This window comes from Enterobacter mori (assembly GCF_025244905.1).
GTDB classification, from domain to species: Bacteria; Pseudomonadota; Gammaproteobacteria; order Enterobacterales; family Enterobacteriaceae; genus Enterobacter; species Enterobacter mori_A.
The window spans coordinates 540,251-562,942 of sequence record NZ_CP104285.1 but is presented as its reverse complement, the minus strand read 5'-3'; the positions used below and the strand labels follow the sequence as shown (position 1 = coordinate 562,942).

Annotated in this window: 17 protein-coding genes and 1 pseudogene; 8 read left to right on the top strand and 10 right to left on the bottom strand. The window is 60.2% G+C overall.

Translation table 11 applies throughout. The features are described 5' to 3' along the window. Positions 1-36: 36 nt before the first annotated feature. Entirely contained in the window at positions 37-198 is a 162-nt protein-coding gene (locus N2K86_RS02675; RefSeq protein WP_260660375.1) for a DUF1127 domain-containing protein, read from the bottom strand. Positions 199-374: 176 nt separating this feature from the next. On the opposite strand from N2K86_RS02675, the gene N2K86_RS02670 reads away from it, so the two are divergent. Then, positions 375-1,790 (top strand): aminotransferase-like domain-containing protein, encoded by a 1,416-nt coding sequence (locus tag N2K86_RS02670; RefSeq protein ID WP_260660374.1) that lies wholly within the window; start codon positions 375-377, stop codon positions 1,788-1,790. A gap of 91 nt (positions 1,791-1,881) precedes the next feature. Here N2K86_RS02670 and N2K86_RS02665 read toward each other — a convergent pair whose 3' ends face one another. Both N2K86_RS02665 and N2K86_RS02660 read right to left on the bottom strand, forming a co-directional pair. Continuing rightward, the gene (locus tag N2K86_RS02665) at positions 1,882-3,003 is read right to left on the bottom strand and encodes a ribosomal protein uL16 3-hydroxylase (protein WP_260660373.1); all 1,122 of its coding nucleotides are present in this window, start codon (positions 3,001-3,003) and stop codon (positions 1,882-1,884) included. Between the two features lie 135 nt (positions 3,004-3,138). After that, positions 3,139-3,741 carry an ATP-dependent Clp protease proteolytic subunit gene (locus tag N2K86_RS02660; RefSeq protein WP_260660372.1) on the bottom strand — a complete coding sequence of 201 codons (603 nt, stop codon included), beginning with the start codon at positions 3,739-3,741 and terminating at the stop codon, positions 3,139-3,141. Between the two features lie 275 nt (positions 3,742-4,016). Between N2K86_RS02660 and N2K86_RS02655 the strand changes: the two genes are divergently transcribed. Next, the gene (locus N2K86_RS02655) at positions 4,017-4,634 is read left to right on the top strand and encodes a response regulator transcription factor (protein ID WP_260660371.1); all 618 of its coding nucleotides are present in this window, start codon (positions 4,017-4,019) and stop codon (positions 4,632-4,634) included. 3 nt (positions 4,635-4,637) lie between these two features. Here N2K86_RS02655 and N2K86_RS02650 read toward each other — a convergent pair whose 3' ends face one another. The 5 genes from N2K86_RS02650 to N2K86_RS02630 form a co-directional block, all read right to left on the bottom strand. Next, positions 4,638-10,220 carry an ATP-binding sensor histidine kinase gene (locus N2K86_RS02650; RefSeq protein ID WP_260660370.1) on the bottom strand — a complete coding sequence of 1,861 codons (5,583 nt, stop codon included), beginning with the start codon at positions 10,218-10,220 and terminating at the stop codon, positions 4,638-4,640. A gap of 9 nt (positions 10,221-10,229) precedes the next feature. Then, positions 10,230-10,610, bottom strand: a complete 381-nt coding sequence (locus N2K86_RS02645) for a response regulator transcription factor (RefSeq protein WP_260660369.1) — start codon at positions 10,608-10,610, stop codon at positions 10,230-10,232. A 20-nt stretch (positions 10,611-10,630) separates the two neighbouring features. Next, complete coding sequence (locus N2K86_RS02640) at positions 10,631-10,894, bottom strand: XapX domain-containing protein (protein ID WP_260660368.1); 264 nt, start codon at positions 10,892-10,894, stop codon at positions 10,631-10,633. Beyond that, positions 10,891-11,112: a DUF1427 family protein gene (locus tag N2K86_RS02635; protein WP_023618601.1), complete on the bottom strand. Its 222-nt coding sequence runs from the start codon at positions 11,110-11,112 to the stop codon at positions 10,891-10,893. The genes N2K86_RS02640 and N2K86_RS02635 overlap by 4 nt, the downstream gene beginning before the upstream one ends. 61 nt (positions 11,113-11,173) lie before the next feature. Beyond that, positions 11,174-11,860 (bottom strand): hydrolase, encoded by a 687-nt coding sequence (locus tag N2K86_RS02630; RefSeq protein ID WP_148386835.1) that lies wholly within the window; start codon positions 11,858-11,860, stop codon positions 11,174-11,176. Between the two features lie 218 nt (positions 11,861-12,078). Between N2K86_RS02630 and N2K86_RS02625 the strand changes: the two genes are divergently transcribed. The 6 genes from N2K86_RS02625 to mcrC all read left to right on the top strand — a co-directional run bounded on the left by N2K86_RS02625 (position 12,079) and on the right by mcrC (position 20,039). Continuing rightward, positions 12,079-13,950 carry an amidohydrolase gene (locus tag N2K86_RS02625; protein ID WP_260660367.1) on the top strand — a complete coding sequence of 624 codons (1,872 nt, stop codon included), beginning with the start codon at positions 12,079-12,081 and terminating at the stop codon, positions 13,948-13,950. After that, a complete protein-coding gene (locus tag N2K86_RS02620; RefSeq protein ID WP_260660366.1) occupies positions 13,950-14,357 on the top strand; it encodes a DoxX family protein in 408 nt (135 codons plus the stop codon). The genes N2K86_RS02625 and N2K86_RS02620 overlap by 1 nt, the downstream gene beginning before the upstream one ends. After that, positions 14,354-15,973, top strand: a complete 1,620-nt coding sequence (locus N2K86_RS02615; protein WP_260660365.1) for an MFS transporter — start codon at positions 14,354-14,356, stop codon at positions 15,971-15,973. The genes N2K86_RS02620 and N2K86_RS02615 overlap by 4 nt, the downstream gene beginning before the upstream one ends. Before the next feature lie 30 nt (positions 15,974-16,003). Beyond that, a complete protein-coding gene (locus N2K86_RS02610) occupies positions 16,004-16,825 on the top strand; it encodes an alpha/beta fold hydrolase (protein ID WP_260660364.1) in 822 nt (273 codons plus the stop codon). Positions 16,826-16,956: 131 nt separating this feature from the next. After that, positions 16,957-18,909 carry an AAA family ATPase gene (locus tag N2K86_RS02605; protein WP_260660363.1) on the top strand — a complete coding sequence of 651 codons (1,953 nt, stop codon included), beginning with the start codon at positions 16,957-16,959 and terminating at the stop codon, positions 18,907-18,909. Continuing rightward, positions 18,906-20,039, top strand: a complete 1,134-nt coding sequence (gene mcrC / locus N2K86_RS02600) for a 5-methylcytosine-specific restriction endonuclease system specificity protein McrC (protein ID WP_260660362.1) — start codon at positions 18,906-18,908, stop codon at positions 20,037-20,039. Before N2K86_RS02605 ends, mcrC begins: the two co-directional genes overlap by 4 nt. A gap of 106 nt (positions 20,040-20,145) precedes the next feature. Here the strand turns inward: mcrC and N2K86_RS02595 are convergent. Together N2K86_RS02595 and N2K86_RS02590 are read right to left on the bottom strand one after the other, a co-directional pair. Further along, positions 20,146-21,474: pseudogene (locus N2K86_RS02595) on the bottom strand (MFS transporter); the annotation flags it as partial. A gap of 45 nt (positions 21,475-21,519) precedes the next feature. Continuing rightward, positions 21,520-22,608: a cellulase family glycosylhydrolase gene (locus N2K86_RS02590; RefSeq protein WP_260660360.1), complete on the bottom strand. Its 1,089-nt coding sequence runs from the start codon at positions 22,606-22,608 to the stop codon at positions 21,520-21,522. Positions 22,609-22,692: the final 84 nt, after the last annotated feature.

Below are 22,692 nucleotides of genomic sequence, written 5' to 3'. Positions count from 1 at the left end.
CCCGGTAAGCGTAGCGCCACCGGGCGATGATGTGGCTCATACATCATGCCGCGATAACCCGACATCCCTGAGCTGCTCGTCGCTCATCTGGCTCAATATGCGGCGGGTACGGTTGATGCGATACCAGTTGCAGATCGTTTTGCCGATCCAGACAAACACGACGAACGGACGTTTTGAACGATTCTCGTAGAATTCCATGATGCTCTCCTCACTGTACCAGTGGGGTTATCATCCTGGAAATCGGCCAGTGCAATACAGACTCAAAAACACCTTTTGTTTACCATACAGATCCGCTAAAACAGTATCTGCATGCCGTTTTTTACGGCAATCTGTACTGGTTTTACAATCTGTATGGTGAAAACAAAGGATACAGCATGACGCGCTATCAACATCTCGCCAACCTTCTGGCAGAACGCATTGAACAAGGGCTGTATCGCAGCGGCGAACGTCTGCCGTCGATACGCACGCTGAGCCAGGAGCACGGCGTGAGCATCAGCACCATACAGCAGGCCTATCAAATCCTCGAAAACCTCCAGCTGATCACGCCTCAGCCGCGCTCCGGCTATTTTGTCTCTAAACGCAAAGCCCAGCCGCCGGTTCCGGCCATGACGCGCCCGGTGCAGCGCCCCGTGGACGTCACCCAGTGGGATGAGGTGATGATGCTGCTGGACGCCCGCGCCGACAAAGAGATGATTTCGTTTGGCGGCGGCTCGCCGGATATTAACCAGCCTAGCCTGAAGCCGCTGTGGCGCGAGATGAGCCGCATCGCGCAGCATAATCCTGCCGAGATGCTGAGCTATGACGTGCTTGACGGCCGCCTGGAGCTGCGCGAGCAGATCGCGCGTCTGATGCTGGACGGTGGCTCCACCGTTGCAGCGAACGAGATTGTCATCACCAACGGCTGCCACGGCGCGCTGTCGATCGCCCTGCTGTCGGTGTGCAAACCGGGAGACATCGTGGCGGTGGAGTCGCCGTCGTTTCACGGCACCATGCAGATGCTGCGCGGGTTTGACATCAAGGCGATTGAAATTCCCACCGATCCCGAAACCGGGATCAGCATCGAGGCGTTAGAGCTGGCGCTGGAGCAGTGGCCGATCAAGGCGGTGATCCTGGTGCCCAACTGCAATAACCCGCTCGGGTTTATCATGCCGGAAGCACGGAAAAAACAGGTTTTAGCCCTGGCCCAGCGGCACGATATCGTGATCGTGGAGGATGACATTTACGGCGAGCTGGCGGCGGAGTACCCGCGTCCGCGCACCATTCATTCGATGGATATCGACGGCCGCGTGATCCTCTGCAGCTCGTTTACCAAAACCGTGGCGCCGGGCCTGCGCGTCGGCTGGATTGTGCCGGGGCGCTATTACGACCGGGTGATGCACATGAAATACGCCGCGGGCGGGTTTAACGTGCCGGGCACGCAGATGGCGGTAGCGGCGTTTATTCGCGACGGGCATTACCATCGCCACGTGCGCCGTATGCGCCAGATTTACCAGCAGAATATGGAGACCTATACCTGCTGGGTGCGGCAGTATTTTCCGGCAGAGATTTGCGTCACGCGCCCCCAGGGCAGCTTCCTGCTGTGGGTGGAGCTGCCGGAGAAGGTCGACATGGTGTGCGTCAGCAAGCAGCTGTGTCGGCTGAAGATCCAGGCCGCGGCCGGGTCGCTGTTTTCCGCCTCCGGGAAGTACCGCAACTGTCTGCGGATCAACGTGGCGCTGCCGCCGACGGAGAAAAATCGCGAGGCGTTGAAGAAAATGGGTGAAGCGATTGTGATTGCGATGGAGGAGTAGTGTTTTGCCGGGTGGCGGCTTCGCCTTACCCGGCCTACGTTCTTGCCGTTGTAGGCCCGGTAAGCGCAGCGCCACCGGGCAACAGGCAGCACTACTCGTCGAAGTACCAGTACCCCTGGTTAATCAAACCGGTCAGCTCGTCCACAAACGCCGGGTTTTTCAGCGCATCGCCCAGCTCGGCCTGACCGAGTTCGGTGTAGCGGCACAGCGCGTCCGCCCCGTTCACATCCGCCGTTTCCAGCTGTTCGCTGTTAATAAAGAAGCTGCCGTTGATGTTCAGCACGCGCAGCCCGCTCAGGCGAGACAGCGTTTCGCCCCCTTGCAGCGCATCCAGCACCTCTTCTGCGGAATACGGCGGCTCGGCGGCGGCGATATCCAGCTCGTGACGCGGCGTGGAGACAAAGCTGCCAAACCATTTTGTGAAATCATCCGGCTTGCCGATCATGTCGATCATCATCTGACGAATGCGATCGAGCTCGTACTGCTCCACGCGGCCCGGGTGTTCGCGGCAGGTCAGATCCGGATCGCTGTAGTGCTCGCCGCCCAGATCGTTTTCCAGCGCGTAGTCGGCGAAGCTGCTGATCAGATCGCGACCGTTCGGCCCGCGGAAACCGACGGAGTAGTTGAGCGCCGTTTCATGGGTAAAGCCGTCGTGCGGGAATCCTGGCGGAATGTAGAGGATATCGCCCGGGGCCAGATCTTCGTCGATGATCGGCTCGAACGGATCAACATGCAGCAGCGCCGGGTGCGGGCAGAACTGACGCATCGGCAGCTTGTCGCCCACGCGCCAGCGGCGGCTACCCATCCCCTGAATGATAAACACGTCGTACTGATCGATATGCGGACCCACGCCGCCGCCCGGCACCGAGAAGGAGATCATCAGGTCATCCAAACGCCAGTCCGGCAGGACGCGGAACGGACGCACCAGCTCCGCGGCGGGCATATGCCAGTGGTTCACCGCCTGCGCCAGCAGCGACCAGCCGGTTTCGCCCAGATCGTCAAAGTGCTCAAACGGACCATTGCTGGCCTGCCATTTGCCGTTGAAATGGCTCACCAGACGGCTATCGACTTCCGGCTCCATCGCCAGGCCTGCCAGCTCGTCCGGAGTAATCGGGTCGACAAAATTCGGGAAGGCATTTTTCAGCACTACGGGTTGTTTTTGCCAGTATTTCTCAAGAAATTCCGGCCAGTTCAGGTTCAGTTGATACGCCATGGGTAGCACCAGTGAGAGGGGAAACAGGCGCGATTATAGGCAAGAAGGCAGAGGGGGAACTTGTCATGGGTCAAACCAGCACGCGTAGGTCGGGTAAGGCGAAGCCGCCACCCGACACAACACGGCGATAAAACCTTAATCCAGCTTCAGCTCGTCATAATGGGTAATCAGTTTACCCACGATACCGTAGTCCAGCGCTTCCGCCGGTGACATCCAGAAGTTGCGGTCGGTGTCTTTTTTCACTTTCTCCAGCGGCTGGCCGGTGGCGTCAGCGATCAGCTTGTTCACGCGATCCAGCATGCGGATGATCTCGCGCGCTTCGATCTCAATATCCGTCGCCTGACCGCGCACGCCGCCCAGCGGCTGGTGGATCATAAAGCGGGTATTTGGCAGCGAGTAGCGGTGCTCTTTTTTCGCGGCCAGGAAGATGGTGATCCCGGCGCTCGCCACCCAGCCGGTGCCGATGACGTGCACGTCCGGGCGGATGAATTTGATGAAGTCGTGAATGGTATCGCCCGCTTCCACGTGGCCGCCCTGGCTGTTGATGTACAGCTTGATCGGATCGTTGCTGACGCTTTGCAGCAGGATCATCTGGGTGATCACTTTCTGCGCCAGCTCCTGGTTAATCTCACCGGAGATCACAATCGAACGAGACTCCAGCAGTTTTTGCTGCAGAGCGCCCGCGCCGTTTGACCCTTCCGCTTTTTCCTTGTCGCTCTCTTTCAGTGTGTAGTGCATTGTTATGTCCTCAGCATTTAGCGCTCAAAACCAGAGTGTAGCCTGTTTTACGGGGTAAAGTCCTCAGAGACAAAGCGCGAAGACAATGATGAAGACGACCCGGGCAAACCGCACACCAATCGGCAACGACTCGCTATACTTCCTCTTCATACGGTTATCATATTGTTAAATGATAATGATATTTAATGTGTTAAGATGAAAGTCAGCAGAAACAGTCTCTTACGTGAAGAGACGTGTTTATATTCTCGACAGTTAACTCAGCACCGGGGCAGTGAATGGAACACATTGTGTATGTGGTTGACGACGACGACGCGGTCAGGCAGTCCGTTCTCGGCCTGCTGGAATCTGCGGATTTAGACGCCATGGGGTTTTCATCGGCAGAGGCGTTTCTTCAGCATCGTTTTGAGGATCTGCCGTCGTGCGTGATCCTCGATATGCAAATGCCCGCCATTTCAGGTTTTGACGTGGCGGACGCCCTCAAGGACAGCGGGCGAGAGATCCCGATTATTTTTCTCACCGGCCACGGCACTATCCCGATGTCGGTGCGCGCCATCAAAGGCGGCGCGTACGAATTTCTCACTAAGCCCGTCGAATCAAACGCGCTGATCGACGCCATTGAGTCCGCGTTACAGCTGGCGGAAAACAATGCCGAGCGCAATAAAGAGCGCTACGCCCTGAAGCAGCGCCATCTCTCCCTCACGCCGCGCGAACACGAGGTGCTCACGCTGGCGATAAGCGGCATGCTGAACAAGCAAATTGCCGCCGAACTGGGCGTCAGCGAGATCACGGTGAAGGTGCACCGTCGCCGCGTGATGGAGAAAATGCAGGTGCGCTCGGTTGCCGAGCTGGTCAGGGCCGTTGAGCGCCTGACCAAAAGCCAGCCCGCGGAGTAACCTTTACCCTTCCTGCGCCGCCAGCGGCAGCGCAAACGCGAACACCGTGCCGTAAGGCTCCCGGCGGCGCGCGCTCAGCTTCCCGCAGTGGCGCTCGATGATGCTGGCGCTGATGGTCAGCCCCATCCCCATCCCCTGTGGCTTGGTGGAGTAGAACGAGTCAAAAATCTGCTCCAGCCGCCCGGGCTCAATGCCGCTCCCGGTATCGGCGATCTCAACGAGCACTTTTCCGTCCGCGTTGCCGGTGCTGAGGGTGATGGTACAGGCGCGATCCTTCACCTCGGCCATCGCCTCCACCGCATTCATCACCAGGTTGAGCAGCACCTGCTGGATCTGCACGCTATCGCCAGTGATAAAGCTGTCCTGCGCCTTCAACAGATAATCAACGCTAATGTGTCGCTGCTCCAGCTCGCTGCGCGAAAGCGTGATGATATGGTGGATCAGATAGTGCAGATCGATGCGCGCGAAGGTGGGCTCCTGCTTGCGCGTCAGGGACTGAATGCTGCGAATGATCTCCCCCGCCCGCGCGCCTTCCGCGGCGATCTCCTCCAGCCCTTCCCGCACTTTATCCAGCCGGGCGGGTTCGCGGTTAAGCCAGCGCAGGCTCGCCCCGGCGTTAGAAACGATGGACATCAGCGGCTGGTTGATCTCGTGGGCGATAGAGGAGGTTAACTGTCCGACGGTGGTGGCCCGCGACACCCGCGCCAGTTCCGCCTGCGCCACCCGCATGGCATCCTCCGCGGCGCGCTGGCTGGTGATATCGGTAATGATGCCGTAGTACTCGTTCACCTCGCTGCCCACGCCCACCGGATCGCCAATCCCGAGGATATAGCGCGTTGAGCCGTCGGTACGCTTAACCCGAAACTCCGCGCGCATCGAGAGCCCTTCCCGCACGCTCTGGGTGACGATGGCGCTGATGCGGGCGTAATCGTCCTCATGAACGAAGGTCAAAAACTCCGCCATGGAGATCGTCTTTTGCTGCTCGGGCAGGCCGAGGATGCGGGCGTACTCCTCCGAGACAAACATCAGATCCTGCTCCAGCTCCCAGCGCCAGCTGCCGGTGTGGCTGATCTGCTCGCCCAGCATCAGCGAGGTCTGGCTGGCGCGCAGCTCTTTTTCCACCCGGCGGCGCTGGATGTTCTCCGCCAGCAGCTCGGCGTACAGCCGCGCCGTCTCCAGGGATACCGCGGCCTGCGCCCCCAGCAGGCTCACCACCCGCGAATGCTCGGCAGTGAAAACCTCCGGCATCAGGCGGTTTTCCAGGTAAAGCACCCCCACCAGCCGCGCCTGTTTGAACATCGGGACGCACATGACCGCCGCCCCCGAGGTCACCAGATAAGGGTCCTGACTGAAGGGATGGAACTCTTCCGGTCTGCCGGTGCGGATCTCCTGCCCGGTGCGGATCACCGCCGCGAGCACCGACAGGGGCATGTCGGTCACCGTCGGCACGTCTTTCAGGATCCGCACCCGCACGCCTTCGGTGCTGGTCCAGGCGCTGGCCTCGATCTCCGGGATGAGGTTATCGCTCACGCGAAGCAGCAGGCCGCGCTGCGCCCCGGCGCGTTCGAGCAGGATAGTCATCAGATTTTCGATTAAGCGCTCGAGATTGATCTCTTCCGACAGCGCGCGGGAGGCTTTGATGACGCTTTGCAGATCGCGGATCGTCTCGTTCTGGGCGAACGCCACCGTGTCGTAGGCGCTGGCCTGCCCGGAGGCCAGCAGGTGCGGGAAATCCTGCTCCAGCTGGCACACCTTCGCCTGCGCGCCCGCCCGACCCCAGGCGGCAATTGCGCCGCGGAAATGTGCGTCCGAGGCGGTCGGGTAGCCGCAGGCCAGCGCGAAGCGCCCCGCCAGCTCGTGGGCCAGGGCGTTAATGGGGTTAAAGCCGCCCTCGCGGGAGAGCCGGACCGCCTTCTCATACTGCTCAAGCGCAATGCTGTTCATCCCGTCCAGACGCACGATTTCGGCGTAGATCAGCGCCTCTTTATCCGCGAACGTGCCGGGATTGATGCGTGCCCAGAGGGCGATTTTGTCGTAGTGGGCGTGAATGCTGCGGCGATGATTCGCCGAGAAGGTCTCCGGCGTCAGCTGACGGGAAAGCGCCAGGGCGCTGTAGAGATGGTAATCCAGCAGATGGATGTGGCCCGGCGCAGACCACGCGTACCACCCCGCCGTCTCCAGATCCGCCTGCGCGTCGGCATATTCGCCGCAGGTAAAGTGCGCCATGCCGCGGTAGAGCCAGTACCAGAACAGCATGGTGGAGGTCTGCTCCGGCGCCTGCTCCGGGGACGCGGGCAGCAGCGCCTCGGGCAGCACCTGCGACGCGGTCCAGGTGCCGATGACCGGCGTGCACAAAAACTCAACGTAGCCGCGCTGGACCATCAAAATGGTTTCCACATCCTGGAAGTGGGTTTTACGCACGAACGCCAGGCCGCGATCGATGCTGGTCAGCACCCCGTCCAGGTGATCGCCCCGCGAGAGGAAGTTAATAACCTGGTGGCAGGCCGCAAAGCAGGCCATCGTCATATCCCCGTGGGTCACCGCCGAGGTAAAGCAGGCTTTCGCGCACTCGATGGTAAACGATAAAGGCTGGGTCCAGACGCTGAGCTGGTCGAGCGGCAGCAGGGTTTTGGCTTCGAACGCGTCGTAGCCGTGGCGATTGACCAGCTCGCGGGCCAGCGTGCCGTACTGGAACCCGAGGCGGTACTCGGCGTAGCGGTGGCCCATCAGCACGCCAAACCAGGCCATCGCCGTGGTGGAGGCGCCGGTAATGCCGTGATCGAGGGTCAGGTGCATCATGCGGCAGAGCAGTAAAAAGTGCAGACGCGGGCAGATGAAGCTGGCGCAAATGCTGGCGCTGTAGAGCAGGTTCATCACCGCTTCGGTTTCCGGATTATCCATCCGCGAGAGCGGGGCAAAAAGGGTTTGCGGCGCGTCGCCCGTGCGGTTGCAGAAGCGTTCCCAGGCCTCGTCGCAGTCGGCGTCCTCCGGGTGGCGGCCGATCTGGATCCCAAAAATCCCCAGCCAGCAGAGCGCCGCCTCCAGCGCCAGTCGACTGTCCGACTGGCGAATGTAGACTTCCACCAGCAGGTTGGCCGCCAGCGCTTTTTCGGTCAGCCCGCCGGGGCAGCCAAGGATCGCATCGCACAGCTCGCGGGTCCGCTCCAGATGGCCGAGCGCAAACTCGCAGCCCGCCTCTTCGATATCGAGCATAAAGTCTGACACCGTCCCGGCGTTGCCCAGCGCTCGGGCGGTCTGGATATAGCTGAGCGCCGATGGGTAATCCCCCGAACGCTTCGCGCGTCGCGCGGCCAGCAGGCTCAGCTCGCGGAACATCTGCCGCTGCGGCGCGGGCTGGACGCTGTCCAGCGCGGCCGTGACGTGGTGAACGGCGCGGAACAGCAGCTCGTTCCCCGCCGCCTGACGCGCGGCATCGGCCAGCAGGCTGGCGGTCGTCAGGTGAATATGGCTTTTCTCATGCCGATCCAGCAGCGCAAAGGCCGCCTCCTGCACCCGGTCGTGGGTGAAGGCGTACTTTTTTTCCGTCAGCACGATGAGCTGGGCCATCACCACCGGGTGCAGCGCATAGCGCAATTCCGCCATCGACATGCCGACCACGCGGCAGATCATTTCCATCTCGCCCGTGCCGCCGAGGCAGGCGATGCTGCCCAGCAGGCGGCGCGTCTCGTCGGGCAGCTCTTCAAGCTGCTCCAGCACCAGAGTCACGACGTTTTCAGTGTAATGCCGGGCGCGGATCGCCTGCAGATCGTAGTGCCACTTGTCCTGATATTTGTTGTGCACCACCAGGCCGTCATCAACAATGCGGCGGAAAAACTCGTGTACAAAGAGCGGGTTGCCCCCGGTTTTTTGATGGATTAGCGTGGCGAGGTCGGTCGTCGCCGTACTGCGGGTGCGAAAGACCGTCGCCAGCCAGCGCGCCACCGCTTTCACGGAAAGCGCCTGCGGGACAATTTCGCTCGCATTTTGCGCCGCCTCCGGCAGGCTCGTCAGCTGCTGTTGCAGTGCGGGGTCGGACAAGGAATCGATATCGCGGTGAGCGACCACCACCAGCAGCGGGATCGCGCCGCAGTTCGCCAGCAGGTAGTTGAGCGTTTGCAGGCTGGCGGCGTCGCTCCACTGGAGATCGTCGAGCACCAGCACCAGCGGGCAGCCCTGCGAGGCAAAAGTTTTCACCAGCGCCAGCACCATATGGCTGAAGCGCGCCCGGGCATCAATGGAAAACGTATCCGCCGAGAAGCGCGGCTTGCTCTCGAGCAGCAGGCCCAGCTCGGGCACCAGACTCACGGCCAGCGCCTCGTGCCCCTCCAGGGCGCGAGACAGGCGGATTTTCCACTTCGCCACCTCGTCTGCCGGCAGCCCCAGCAGGTGCAGCGTCAGGGTGCGGAACGCGGAGCTTAATGCGCCGTAGGGCAAAGACGGCGAAAACTGATCGACTTTGCCCACCGCCAGCAGCACCGTCCGCTGCTGCAGCGTTTTGAGCGCCGTCGCGATAATTGAGGATTTGCCGATCCCTGACGGCCCGGCGATCGTTATCAGCTCCGGCACCCGGTTCTGCCCCACCCGCTCAAACGCGGCAATGACGTCGTTCGCCTGCGGATGCGTCGCGAACAGGGAGTCCGCCAGATGGATCGCCGGGGTGCGATCCTGCTGGCCGGGGGTAAAGGCGACGATCTCGCCCTCACCGCTCAGCGTCGCCTGGCAGCGGCGGAGGTCGGCAATCAGCCCGTCGACCGTCTGGTAGCGGTTATCGGGGTGCTTTTCCAGCAGCTTGAGGATGATGGTCGACAGCATACCCGGCACGTCCGGGCGTATCGCATCCGGGGCCAGCGGCGCCGAGGCAATGTGGTAATGCGCCCAGTTGGTCTGGTCGTCCTCCCCCAGCTCAAACGGCAGGCGGCCGGTCAGAAGTTCATACAGCACCATGCCGAGGCTGTAGAGATCGCTGCGGTTATCAACGGGTCGCCGGGTGCGGGAGGTGTGTTCCGGCGACATCCAGGCGGGCGTACCGCCTGAAACGGCAAGCCGGGTCTGGGAGAAAGCATCGGAGAGCGTGCAGGAGAGGCCAAAGCTGCCCAGACGGCAGGTGGCATCGTGATGAATAAAAATGCTGCCGGGCTTGATATCGCCGTGGATCAGGTTTTGCAGGTGCATCTGGCGCAGGGGGGCGCAGATCTGGATCGCCAGCTCGATAAAGCGCGCGATCCCCGAGATCGCCCTGCCCGCGCGCCGCGCCAGCAGCTCAAACGCAAACGGGGCGTACACCAGCGCGAAGCGTCCCCGGTACTGGGTGGACGCGACGGCGCGAATGGCCCAGCTGTCCTGCAGCACGTCACGCAGCGCAAACTCGTTTTTCAGCAGCCGGGTGGCCCGCTCTTCCTCTTCGTCGCTGACCGCGGTGGCGATAATGAACGAGCCGCCGGAATGAGGATGTCGCGCGTGCATCCAGGCGATACCGCCCTCCTGCGCCAGCACGGTAAACATCACATCCTCTTTAAGGACAAAAACCCGCCCCTGGTGAAGATTTCCCTGGGCGGGCCAGAATGCAGGCTGCTCGTGTTCGTTCATCCGCGTTCCTTATTGTCGGCGGGCCAGCTCCCGCTGAATATGATCCAGCAGAATATCGATGTTAATGGGCTTACGCAAAAAAGCAGCGGCGCCCAGATTAAGAGCATACCGCTGCATATTTTCATCAGCATGACCGGAGATAAAGATCACGGGCGGAGGGGGGACGGCCAGCAGCCGCAGCTTGTCAAACAGCTCCAGGCCGCTCATGCCCCGCAGCTTGATATCGGTGATCACCAGCGCCGCGCCGGACAGGGCAAGCGGATGGCTCAGAAATACCTCTGCCGAATCAAAGGTATCGGTTGAATAGCCCTCCGACTCCAGGAGATTACTCAACCCGCTGCGGACGGAACGTTCGTCATCAATGATGGCAATGCGCCACGGCAGCGTCATGCTGTTTTTCCTCTCACCAGTCATTTAACGTCGCGAGGGTCCTTCGCGGGCGCAGGGGGCGCCGTGCCGCTGATTTTCGGTACGCATTCGTGACGAAACCAGGCGAGGGTAAGCGGTTCGCGACTCAATAAACGTCGTCCCACCGGGATGAGCTGTTCGCCCACCAGCATGCCAAACAGGCCAAGCAGGGCGACAACCGGCGGTGCCGGGGAATGGACGTTGAGCAGAGCGTAAATTACCCCAGCACCCACGCCGCACACCAGCGAAATTATCCACGCTTTCATGACGACGCTCCCGTCTGCGAGTTGGCCTGCGGAACGGTCACCTGAGGCGGGGGCGCGCCGTCGCGGGATAAGAGATGGCGCGTCGCCTGTTCACCCGCCAGCATCCCCAGCAGGCCAATCAGCGCCAGCGCGGGCGGCGCGGGGGAGCGCACCTTCAGCACGGCGTACATCAGGCCAATCAACACGCCTGCGGCAAGGGATATCAGCCCAGTACTCATTGTGAACTCCAGAGAAAGAGGCAGCGGCGAGCCGGATGAGGGGCCAGCCCGCCGAGGGAACTTAGCGAGCCGGGACCGGCGCTAAGGTGCGGTGCTCGCTCTTCTGGCGAGACGGCGCTTTGTGCACCATGGTGTAGGCGTAATCCACGCCCATGCCGTACGCGCCGGAGTGCTCGCGCACGATATCCATCACCGCGGTGTAGGTCTCTTTACGCGCCCAGTCGCGCTGCCACTCCAGCATCACCTGCTGCCAGGTGACCGGGATCACGCCCGCCTGGATCATGCGCTGCATCGCGAAGTCGTGGGCTTCTTTGGAGGTGCCGCCGGACGCGTCCGCCACCATATAAATTTCGTAGTCGCCTTCCAGCATCGCGCACAGGGCGAAGCTGTTGTTGCACACTTCGGTCCACAGACCGGCAACCACCACCTTCTTCTTGCCGTTGGCCTTCAGCGCGTCACGCACCTTCTGGTCGTCCCATGAGTTCATGGAGGTACGCTCCAGAATGTCCTGGCCCGGGAACACGTCCAGCAGCTCCGGATAGGTGTTACCGGAGAAGCTTTCGGTCTCAACGGTGGTGATGATGGTCGGGATGTTGAACACGTTGGCCGCTTTCGCCAGCGCCACGGTGTTGTTTTTCAGCACCTGGCGGTCAATGGACTGCACGCCAAACGCCATCTGTGGCTGGTGATCGATAAAGATGATCTGACAGTTCGCAGGGGTCAGCACTTCGAGCTTTGAAGAGGTCATAGCATTTTCCAGTGGTTAAGGGTAGAAATCGCCGCGATCGCCACGGCGATAAAGTCCCCCTCATCCTGCGGTTTATCGCGCCTGGGCGTAATTATCTCTTCGTATAGTTAACCTTAGGTATAGTTATACTTTGGTATACCTATCCTATTGTATAACTGGATCTTTGCCGAAACCGGTTCCCATAATCCTGACCATTCCCCTCTTAGTCTGGAGCTATTATGGTTACCCTCGGTAAAGCTGATCTCATTCTGGTTAACGGCCAGTTTCACACCGTCGATCGCGAGAACCCCGTCGCGGAAGCCGTTGCCGTGCGCGACGGGAAATTCCTGGAAGTGGGTACCGTCGCCGGGGTGATGCAACACCACGGCGACGGCACCAAAGTGGTCGACTTAAAAGGCCACACCGCTATCCCCGGTCTCAACGACTCGCACCTGCACCTGATTCGCGGCGGGCTGAACTACAACCTCGAGCTGCGCTGGGAAGGCGTGCCGTCGCTGGCCGATGCCCTGCGGATGCTGAAAGAGCAGGCCCTGCGCACGCCGTCGCCCCAGTGGGTTCGCGTGGTGGGCGGCTGGAGCGAGTTCCAGTTTGCCGAGCGCCGCATGCCAACCCTGGACGAGATCAACGACGCCGCGCCGGACACCCCGGTCTTCATCCTGCACCTGTACGACCGCGCCCTGCTCAACCGCGCCGCGCTGAAGGTGGTCGGCTACACCAAAGACACGCCAAACCCGCCGGGCGGGGAGATCCAGCGCGACGCCAACGGCAACCCGACCGGGATGCTGATTGCCCGTCCGAACGCCATGATCCTCTACGCCACGCTGGCAAAAGGACCGAAGCTGCCGCTGGAGCAGCAGGTCAACTCCACGCGCCAGTTCATGCGCGAGCTGAACCGTCTGGGGCTGACCAGCGCCATCGACGCGGGCGGCGGCTTTCAGAACTACCCGGAAGATTACGAGGTGATCGCCGAGCTGCACGAGAAAAAGCAGATGACCATCCGCATCGCCTACAACCTCTTTACCCAGCGTCCGGGCCACGAGCTGGAAGACTTTGAAAAATGGACCGACATGCTCACGCCGGGCCAGGGCAGCGACTTCTTCCGCCACAACGGCGCGGGCGAGATGCTGGTCTTCTCCGCCGCCGATTTTGAAGACTTCCTCGAACCGCGCCCTGACCTCGCGCCGGGCATGGAGGACGAGCTGGAGCGCGTGGTGCGCCATCTGGTGGAGCACCGCTGGCCGTTCCGCCTGCACGCCACCTATAACGAGTCCATCAGCCGCATGCTGGACGTGTTCGAGAAGGTGAACCGCGACATTCCGTTCAACGGCCTGCACTGGTTCTTCGACCACGCCGAAACCGTGTCGCAGGCCAACATCGACCGCATCAAAGAACTGGGCGGCGGCATTGCCGTGCAGCACCGCATGGCCTTCCAGGGGGAATACTTTGCCGAGCGCTACGGTATCGAAGCCACCCGCCACACGCCGCCGGTGGCAAAAATGCTCGAGACCGGCGTGCCGGTGGGCTTAGGCACCGATGCCACCCGCGTGGCGAGCTACAACCCGTGGACCGCGCTCTACTGGCTGGTCTCCGGCCGCACCGTCGGCGGGATGCAGATGTACGATCACAGCGCCCGTCTGGATCGCGACACCGCCCTGATGCTCTGGACCCAGGGCAGCGCGTGGTTCTCCAGCGAGCAGAACCAGAAGGGGCAGATCAAGGTCGGCCAGCTCGCGGACCTGGCCGTGCTGAGCAAAGACTACTTCCGCGTGCCGGAAGAGGAGATCAAGGGGATCGAGTCCGTTCTCACGGTGGTGAACGGCGACATCGTCTACGCCGCAGGCAGCTTTGGCCCGCTCGCCCCGCCTGCCATTCCGGTTCTGCCCGAGTGGTCCCCGGTGGTGAAGGTGCCGGGCCACTACCGCAGCGCGCCGCCGCAGGCCGCACGCGTGGGCATGAGCGCCGTTCACCACTGCAGCGGCCCGTGCGGGGTTCACAGCCACCAGCATGATTTCGCCCGCACGTCAGCGATGCCGGTGTCCGACGATAACGCTTTCTGGGGGGCGCTGGGCTGCAGCTGCTTTGCATTCTGATGAAAAACACCACTATGCCGCCCCGGGTCGACCTGGGGCTGTTCTTCCTGCGCCTGACCGGCAGCCTGCTGCTGCTCTACGTGCACGGCCTGCCGAAGGTGCTGCACTTCAGCGAAGAGCTGACGCGCATTGAAGATCCGTTCGGCTTAGGGCCGTACGCGAGCCTGATCCCGGCGATCGTCGCCGAGGCGATCTGCCCGCTATTTATCATTGCGGGCGTGTACACCCGCCTGGCGTGCCTGCCGATTATCGCCGTGCTGCTTGTGGCGATGCTGGCGGTGCACCCGAACTGGTCGATTGCCGAAGGGCAGTTTGGCTGGCTGCTGCTGATTATCTTCACCACCCTTGCCCTCACCGGGCCGGGCCAGCGGCGGCTGCAGCGTAAGGCAACGGAGAGGTTCGCATGACCCAGGTTAACGACGTTCGCGACGCACACGTCGAGACGACGCCCGCACCGACGGTTTCACCCTGGCAGCCGCTGAGCCAGCCGGTGTTCCGCATGCTGTGGATCGCCACGGTGGTCTCTAACGTCGGCTCATGGATGAGCGACGTCGGCATCAACTGGAGCATGCTGACCCTGAGCGCCGATCCTTTAGATATCGCGCTGGTGCAGGCGGCCAGCAGCCTGCCGATGTTCCTCTTCGCCCTGCCGTCCGGGGTGATGGCGGACATCGTTGACCGACGTAAATACCTGCTCTTCTCTCAATTATGGGTGTTCATCGCCGCCGCCGGGCTAACGGTGCTCTCCTTCACCGGACACGTCACCCCCGCCGTGCTGCTGGTGGCGACGTTTCTGCTGAGCGTGGGTGCGGCGATGAGCTCGCCGCCGTTCCAGGCCGTGGTGCCCGATCTGGTGAGCAAGCCGGAGCTGGGCGCCGCCGTGGCGCTGAACTCGCTCGGGGTGAACATTAGCCGGGCGATTGGCCCCGCGCTGGGCGGTTTTCTGCTGTCGCTCGCCGGGCCGTGGATGGTGTTTGCCCTGAACGCGCTTTCCGTGGTCGGCGTGGCGTGGGTGCTGTGGCGCTGGCGTCCCGCACCGACAGTGCAGCGTCTGCCGCCGGAGCACTTCTTCTCGGCGGTGCGCTCTGGCATCCGTTACGTACACGCCGCGCCGGTGCTGCGCAACGTGCTGGTGCGCACGGTGGCCTTCTTCGTTTTCGGCAGCGCGGGCTGGGCGCTGCTGCCGCTGGTGGCGCGCCGCGAGCTGGGCTTAGGTCCGGCGGGCTACGGCGTGATGCTGGCGTGCATTGGCCTGGGGGCCATTGCCGGGGCGATCCTGCTGCCGCGCCTGCGCCAGCGGCTGAACGCCGACCGCCTGATGGTCGCCGCGAGCCTGGTCTTTGCCCTCACCATGCTGGCGCTGGCGTTTGTGCGCCACGTCTGGCTGCTGAACCTGTTTGAGTTCTTCACCGGATTCGCGTGGATTGCGGTGCTCTCCACCCTCAACCTCGGCGCACAGCGCAGCGCCGCCCGCTGGGTGAAGGCCCGGGCGCTGGCGGTCTACCTGACGGTATTCTTCGGCTCGATGACCACGGGCAGCGCCATCTGGGGGCAGATCGCTTCCCAGTTCGGCACGCCGACCTCGCTGGTAGTCGCCACGCTGGGGATGGTGCTGGCGAGCGCTACCGTGTTCCGCTGGAAGCTGGAGAAAGACCCGGAATTAAACCTCGACCTGAGCGGCCAGCCGCTGGACGGCGTGGAGATCGACCTGCCGAACGAGCGCGGCCCGGTGCTGGTCTCGCACGAGTACATCATCGACCCGCACAACGCGAAAGCCTTCCTGGAGGCGGTCCACGAGCTGCGCCGGGTGCGCCGCCGCGCCGGGGCGATGAGCTGGGCAGTGTACGAGGATATTGAACGTCCCGGCCTGTTTATCGAGACCTTCCTGATGGGCTCCTGGATTGAGCATCTGCGCCAGCAGGAGCGCCACACCATGAATGACCTCCTGCTGCAGAGCCGCGTTCTGGCTTTTCATCAGGGCACAACATCACCGGCTATTCGCTACCTGGTCGCGCCGGTATAACCCTAACCATCACCTGCACAGGAACACACTATGGCAACGTTTAAGGCAAAAGACGGCACGCAGATTTACTACAAAGAAGGCGGCGCGGGCAAACCGGTTCTCTTCAGCCACGGCTGGCCGCTGGACGGCGACATGTGGGACAGCCAGCTGAACTACCTGGCCGAGCGCGGCTTCCGCGCTATCGCCTTTGACCGCCGCGGCTTTGGCCGCTCGGATCAGCCGTGGAACGGTTACGACTATGACACCTTTGCGTCCGACATTAACGACCTGATCGTCACCCTGGACCTGCGCGACGTGACGCTGGTGGGCTTCTCCATGGGCGGCGGCGACGTGACCCGCTACATCAACAACTACGGCAGCGCGCGCGTGGCCGGTCTGGCGCTGCTGGGCGCGGTGACGCCAATCTTCGGCAAATCCGACTCCTTCCCGCAGGGCGTGGATCAAAGCGTGTTCGACGGCATTCGCGACGGACTGCGTAAAGATCGCGCTCAGTTCATCAGCGACTTCGCCACCCCGTTCTACGGCACCAACGCCGGGCAGACCGTTTCCGCGGGTGCCCTGACCCAGACGCTGAACATCGCCCTGCTGGCGTCCCTGAAGGGCACCATCGACTGCGTGACCGCCTTCGGCGAAACCGACTTCCGCCCGGATATGGCGAAAATCGACGTGCCGACGCTGGTGATCCACGGCAGCAACGACCAGATCGTGCCGTTTGAAACCACCGGCAAGCTGGCGGCGGAGATGATCAAAAACGCCACGCTGAAGGTGTACGACAACGCGCCGCACGGCTTCGCGCTGACCCACCAGGACCAGCTCAACGAAGATCTGCTGGCGTTTGTGAAGTCGCTGTAATGTCGTCTGAGGGCATGTCGTTCCAACATGCCCTTATAGATCACTGATTTAGGTAGTTATTCACTAAGGCATACAATCCCGTAAAATTCAGTCGCCAGGTTACTGAAGCCTGAAATTTTACTGGAGAGCATATGGACGCAGTTGAGCAAGACGTCAGATTCGCATGGGCAGACTTCTATCAGGCATTTGCCTCTCAGCTACTGACCTGGCGAAATAGAAGAGAGGAGTTGGTGGCGGGTATTCACCGCATTGCTGCTGAGATTGGCAGTATGTCACACCTACAGGACAAGCCCACTAATGGCATCCCCCATCCCTTGAAGGACATTTGTCCTTTCACTACTATGGGCTTGTTTAATCGCTCGCTTACCGTTACCAACCGAAGAAATATCGCAGCCAGTCTGGCAAAACTGATAGGCGTTCGCGAACCGGTTCCTGAGTCGTTCGACGGTATTCCGCTACTGAACAATCAGAAGTCATGGTTCTTTGGCTATGAGAAATCACGTAAGCCTGAAGACATCGATACGCTGTGGGAAATATTTTCTCAGGCTATTTCCTTCGCCGATACCCCAAATGCCGATCCTGCGGACTTCCTCTTTTCTTATGACGCCGCATCTAACGTGCGCAATGTTGGCTGGAACCTGACGATGGGATTGTACTGGTTACGCCCTTGGTTCTACCCTACGCTGGATAGCCAGTCTCAGTACTACATCCAGAAAGTCCTGAACATTAAAATCATTAAAAAAGGTGCCAAAGGGCGCTGCAGCGGACACAACTATCAGACCGTAGCCCAGGCGCTCAAAAAGGCCTTTACCCAGCCAAACTATCCGGTTCACTCCTTCCCTGAACTCTCCCTGGCGGCATGGAATATCGATTTACATCAGTCAAATGATGAAGTCGAGCGGTTGACATGGAAAGCGTATTTGCTTAATAAAATCAAGCTACTGTGCCTGAGGAAAGACAGCCCACTTTTCTCTTTGAGGGAGTTAAAAGAGGCCTATCTGGATGAGATTAAGGCGGATTATCCCAATAACAATACGATTGAATCGTCCATTTCATATTATCTGCAAAAACTACGTGATGATGATGAACTGGAGTTTCAGACCCCCGGCAACTATGAATACCTCAACTTCGATAAAGGTGAATTGCAGACCATCACCGAGGAAACGGTTGAAGAGAACGTGCCAGCGGAAATCCCCCACAAGCCTTACGCGATAAGCAATTTGATCGATGAGGGCTGCTTTTTAGAAGAGGAAAAAATCCGACTCATCCTTCAGAGGTTACAGGCCAAAAAAAACCTGATCCTGCAGGGCCCACCGGGAACCGGTAAAACCTGGCTTGCGCGCCGCCTGGCGTATTGCCTGATGGGCGAGGAAACCTCTAAGCGCATCAGCGCTGTGCAGTTCCACCCCACCCTCTCCTACGAAGACTTTATTCGCGGCTGGCGTCCTAACAATGAAGGGCGTTTAGCACTGGTAGACGGTCCTTTTCTCCACGCGATCGACAAAGCAGTAAACGATCCGACAACTAAGTACGTGGTCATTATTGAGGAGATTAACCGGGGCAATCCTGCGCAAATTTTTGGCGAAACGCTGACGCTGATGGAGGCGGATAAACGCACCCCGAATGAGGCGCTTGAGCTCTCATACCGCTCTGATATGGATGAAAAAACCTACATTCCTGAAAACCTGTACATCATCGGGACGATGAATATCGCTGACCGCTCGCTTGCCCTGCTAGACCTGGCATTACGGCGCCGCTTTGCGTTTATTGATCTTAAGCCCGAATTTAACGACGCGTGGAAAAAGTGGGTTAACCAACGGTTTAATGTGAGCCTGGAAATATTAGCCCTTATCGAATCCCAGTTAACCGCGTTAAATGAAAAATTGTCCAGGGATGCGGCGCTAGGGCCACAGTTTTGTATCGGGCATAGCTATTTTACCCCACCCACGGGGTTGAAAATTGACGACGGGATGGCCTGGTACGAGCAGGTTGTCGAAACCGAAATCTGCCCTTTACTTGCCGAATACTGGTTCGATGCGCCGGAGAAAGTCCTGGATGCCAGAAAGGGACTTCTCAACATATGACCGATCTTGCTGAACGTAGCGATACGCAGGCTCGGGCAGCTGTATCGCGCATTCCTTTGCGCAATATCTGGCTATTGATGCTGTACGCCTCCAGCTTGTTTCGCCACCACGGGCGCAGCATGGTTGCCGCTGAAAACAACCCGGAGGAAATCCCGGCGCTGGTGGCCAGGATCCTACTTCACGAAGTGGAGCAGCGGCTGTTAAGGCATTTAAGTTTGGGATACCAAACTCGCCGCGCCACGCTAAACAGGGTAAGGGGGCGCATTGATGTTCTACGCACAACCAGTCGACAATTGCTTGAGCGGGCACAGGTAGCCTGTCAGTTTCAGGAAATGACGCTGGATACACCACGAAATCGCTATGTTCGCTCTGCGTTAGAGCACCTTGTTCCGCTCCTTAGCGACGGTACGCTGGCAGCGCAATGTCGCACAATGGCAATCAATTTGCGTCGTCGAGGCATCGAGGGCGGTATGCCCGACAAAGGTGAACTGCCGTCAATCACGCGCTTTGGCCGCCACGATGCGGCGGATAAAGCCATGGTCGATGCCGCGCAGCTGGCATTTGAATTATGGCTACCAACCCAAACTGCGGGGCAAAAACTGTTGCCAACGCCGTCTGATGACCCTTACTGGATGCGTAAGCTGTTCGAGAAAAGTATGGCGGGTTTCTACCACGTCCATCTTCCCAAAAAGGACTGGACAGTCGCGGCCGGAAAAGAGTTGAAATGGGGGATAACATCTCACAGCGCAGGGAGCGAAAGTATTTTCCCGACCATGTACTCGGACATCATTCTTGAGCACAGGCAGCCTGCGCAGCGCGTCATCATAGACACTAAATTCAATAACATTCTGACTAAAGGCTGGTATCGCGATCGGAGCTTGCGCAGCGGTTATATCTACCAGATATATACCTATCTGCGCACGCAGGAGAACCGAGCAGACCCGCTATCTCTCCGTTCAGCCGGATTATTACTTCATCCTGCCGTCGACGTAATGCTCTACGAATTCGTTGAGGTTCAGGGGCATAAAATCCACTTTGCCACCGTTGATTTAGCAGCTGATGCCGTCACAATGACCCAGCAATTATTGAACTTAGCGCATGATTGCTGTGGGCTAACTGAAGTGAATTAAGTTCTGAAGTGGACGCCTGCATGACAGGCGCCCACTTGGCTTGGTTCGCCGGAGCCGGGCGCTCCAGCCGCTCATTTTCCGCACGGCTATTTTCTACATGATGCCTGCGCTCCGCCAGCAGCCGACAAATCTCCGCGTGCTTCTCCCCGGTAAAGGTAAAGCGCGACATAAAGCCCATGCGGATCAGCGACCCAATCGCCGGCAGCAGGCAAATCCCGAAGAACAGCCCCGACAGCACGCCTTCGCTCTGGATTTGCGCCTGCGGCACGTAGCCGATCATCATCAGAAACACGCCAATAAGCCCGCCGCCCACCGCCACCGACATCTTGCCGGTAAAGGTCTGCCCGGAGAAGGTGATCGCCGCGCAGCGCTTGTTAGTGTGGTACTCCGCGTACTCGATGGTGTCGGCAATCATCGACGAGGTGAGGATGTTGGTCATCATCACGAACAGCGTGCTCAGGCCGAGGAGAATAAACAGCATCGTCACCTGCTGATAGCCGACAAACCACATCACCACGCGCACCGCCACGTCCAGCCCGCAGAGGATCATAAACAGCTTCCGCTTCTGCATCCGGCGCGTCAGCATCGGGGCGACCAGGCACAGCACCGCCGCCACGATCCCCATCACGCCAATCGCCATTTGCAGGCTGCCGTCGCCCAGGTTGTTGATAAAGAAGTAGATATAGAGACCGCCCGCCACGTTGTGGAACACGCAGAAGAAGAACGACAGCAGGACGATAAACAGCGGCTTGTTCTGACGCAGGTTGTGGAAGGTGTCGCGGATGGTCACCTTTTCCGGGCTCGGCGGCACGCGCTCTTTGATCTGCATAAAGCCGTTGAGCATCAGCGGCAGCCCCACCAGCATCATCACCAGCGCCGCCATAAAGTAGCCTTTATCGTTGCTGTACTGGGCGAAGTAGGCCGCCAGCTTCGGGAAGAAGATGTTGGCGCAGGCAATCCCGGCGTTCACCCCGAGCATCGCCGCCGTTACCGCGCGGGTGCGCTGCCCGGAGTCGTTGGTCATCACCGACGACATCGACCAGAACGGGATATCGGAGATGGCGTACAGCGTTCCCCACAGGATGTAGGTCACCCCGGCGTAGAGGATTTTGGTGGTCATGTCCGCTTCGATTTTATAAAACGACAGCAGGGTAACGCCGGTGATCAGCAGCGGGGCGATGAGCAAAAAGTGGCGAAACTTGCCGAACCGGCTGTTAATGGTGTCCATAATGCTGGCAAACAGCGGATCGTGAACCGCGTCCCACGCGCGGGCAATCAGGAAGATGGTACTCGCCGCCAGCGCCGAAATCCCCAGCACGTCGGTGTAAAAATAGTTAATAAACGAACCCACTAAACCAAAGCTAAAACACTGACCTAAACCATAGCCAAAATAAGACCACAACTCGCGAGACGGTATTTTCATTGTCATTGCCATAGTGCGTACCTGGTTGCCCGGCGGCTGACCGCCGGGTCGTTATTATTAGCCCTGCGGATTAGGGGCGATTTTGCGCAGTTTCTTCATCAGCGCGATTTCAGCGCGCGAGAACGGGATGCCGTTCTCCTCAAACACGTCGTGGAACCACAGGCGGCAGTAGTCCGTGGACGCCTTCATCACCACCGGCCACGGCAGCCACGTCTGGGTTTTGCCGCGCACCAGCCCCCACTGATACGGCGCGACCTTCGCCATGTACATCAGCGGCAGCTGCTCTTCGATGGTGCCGCCCACGTGACGCGCCAGCCATTCGGTACAGAAGATTGGGCGGCCCAGCGCCTGAAGCTGCTGAATAATCGCCGTCATCCGCCCGGTATTGGTGTAGGCGTGATAGCTCACCACGTCCGACAGCTCCAGCGCGGTCTGGTCCAGCGGATGCTGATAGAACGTCTCGCCCTCCTCTTCCGCCGGCAGACGCCATGCGCAGACGGTGAGCGGCTGAGTCGGGTCTTCCTCACGCACCCACTGGAACGCCAGCTTCATCAGCGCGTGCGCGCAGGTCTCCAGCTTCGCGTCGTACAGCACCTCTTCCGTGCCGGTCGCGAAAATGCCGCGGTTGCCAGGCTCGTTATACAGATCCCAGAGCAATACGCGCTTATCCTCGCGGAACTGGCGCACAACGTCGCGGATATAGCGTTCAATGTCTGCCCAGCAGTCGGGATCGCACACCTTGTCGCGCCCCGGGCTCGCCGCCGCCTGGCTGTTGTGCTTGCCCGGCACCGGCGGCTTTTGCGGGCCAAGGTACGGCTCGTCGCCGGAGAAGCCACAGTCGTCCATCAGGGTCAGCATGGTGCTGAACCCGTGGCCGTCGGCAATCGTCAAAAAGCGGTCGATGCGCGCCATCAGCCCGTCGCGGTCGTGCTCCCAGACGATAAACGGCAGGTTGATGCGCAGGGTGTTATAGCCCGCGTCCGCCGCCCAGCCCAGCTCGCGCTCGATGGTGGCGGCATCGAAGGTCTCTTCCTGCCAGATATCGGTCCAGTTCACCGCCGTCGACGGCAGATAGTTAAACCCGCACAGCCAGCCTTTCTGCTCATACCACGCCTGTGCCTGCTCCCTGCTCCACTGCTCTTTCATTACGCGTCCTCTTACTGATAATATTTAGCTAATAAATATTAGTTGCAGGATAAATGCGCAAATCACGACGCTCTGAAAAGCGAC

Bases quoted from the DNA above. Each gene is read 5' to 3' on its own strand.
- N2K86_RS02675 (WP_260660375.1), bottom strand. From the start codon at position 198: ATGGAATTCTACGAGAATCGTTCAAAACGTCCGTTCGTCGTGTTTGTC.
- N2K86_RS02670 (WP_260660374.1), top strand. From the start codon at position 375: ATGACGCGCTATCAACATCTCGCCAACCTTCTGGCAGAACGCATTGAA.
- N2K86_RS02665 (WP_260660373.1), bottom strand. From the start codon at position 3,003: ATGGCGTATCAACTGAACCTGAACTGGCCGGAATTTCTTGAGAAATAC.
- N2K86_RS02660 (WP_260660372.1), bottom strand. From the start codon at position 3,741: ATGCACTACACACTGAAAGAGAGCGACAAGGAAAAAGCGGAAGGGTCA.
- N2K86_RS02655 (WP_260660371.1), top strand. From the start codon at position 4,017: ATGGAACACATTGTGTATGTGGTTGACGACGACGACGCGGTCAGGCAG.
- N2K86_RS02650 (WP_260660370.1), bottom strand. From the start codon at position 10,220: ATGAACGAACACGAGCAGCCTGCATTCTGGCCCGCCCAGGGAAATCTT.
- N2K86_RS02645 (WP_260660369.1), bottom strand. From the start codon at position 10,610: ATGACGCTGCCGTGGCGCATTGCCATCATTGATGACGAACGTTCCGTC.
- N2K86_RS02640 (WP_260660368.1), bottom strand. From the start codon at position 10,894: ATGAAAGCGTGGATAATTTCGCTGGTGTGCGGCGTGGGTGCTGGGGTA.
- N2K86_RS02635 (WP_023618601.1), bottom strand. From the start codon at position 11,112: ATGAGTACTGGGCTGATATCCCTTGCCGCAGGCGTGTTGATTGGCCTG.
- N2K86_RS02630 (WP_148386835.1), bottom strand. From the start codon at position 11,860: ATGACCTCTTCAAAGCTCGAAGTGCTGACCCCTGCGAACTGTCAGATC.
- N2K86_RS02625 (WP_260660367.1), top strand. From the start codon at position 12,079: ATGGTTACCCTCGGTAAAGCTGATCTCATTCTGGTTAACGGCCAGTTT.
- N2K86_RS02620 (WP_260660366.1), top strand. From the start codon at position 13,950: ATGAAAAACACCACTATGCCGCCCCGGGTCGACCTGGGGCTGTTCTTC.
- N2K86_RS02615 (WP_260660365.1), top strand. From the start codon at position 14,354: ATGACCCAGGTTAACGACGTTCGCGACGCACACGTCGAGACGACGCCC.
- N2K86_RS02610 (WP_260660364.1), top strand. From the start codon at position 16,004: ATGGCAACGTTTAAGGCAAAAGACGGCACGCAGATTTACTACAAAGAA.
- N2K86_RS02605 (WP_260660363.1), top strand. From the start codon at position 16,957: ATGGACGCAGTTGAGCAAGACGTCAGATTCGCATGGGCAGACTTCTAT.
- mcrC (WP_260660362.1), top strand. From the start codon at position 18,906: ATGACCGATCTTGCTGAACGTAGCGATACGCAGGCTCGGGCAGCTGTA.
- N2K86_RS02590 (WP_260660360.1), bottom strand. From the start codon at position 22,608: ATGAAAGAGCAGTGGAGCAGGGAGCAGGCACAGGCGTGGTATGAGCAG.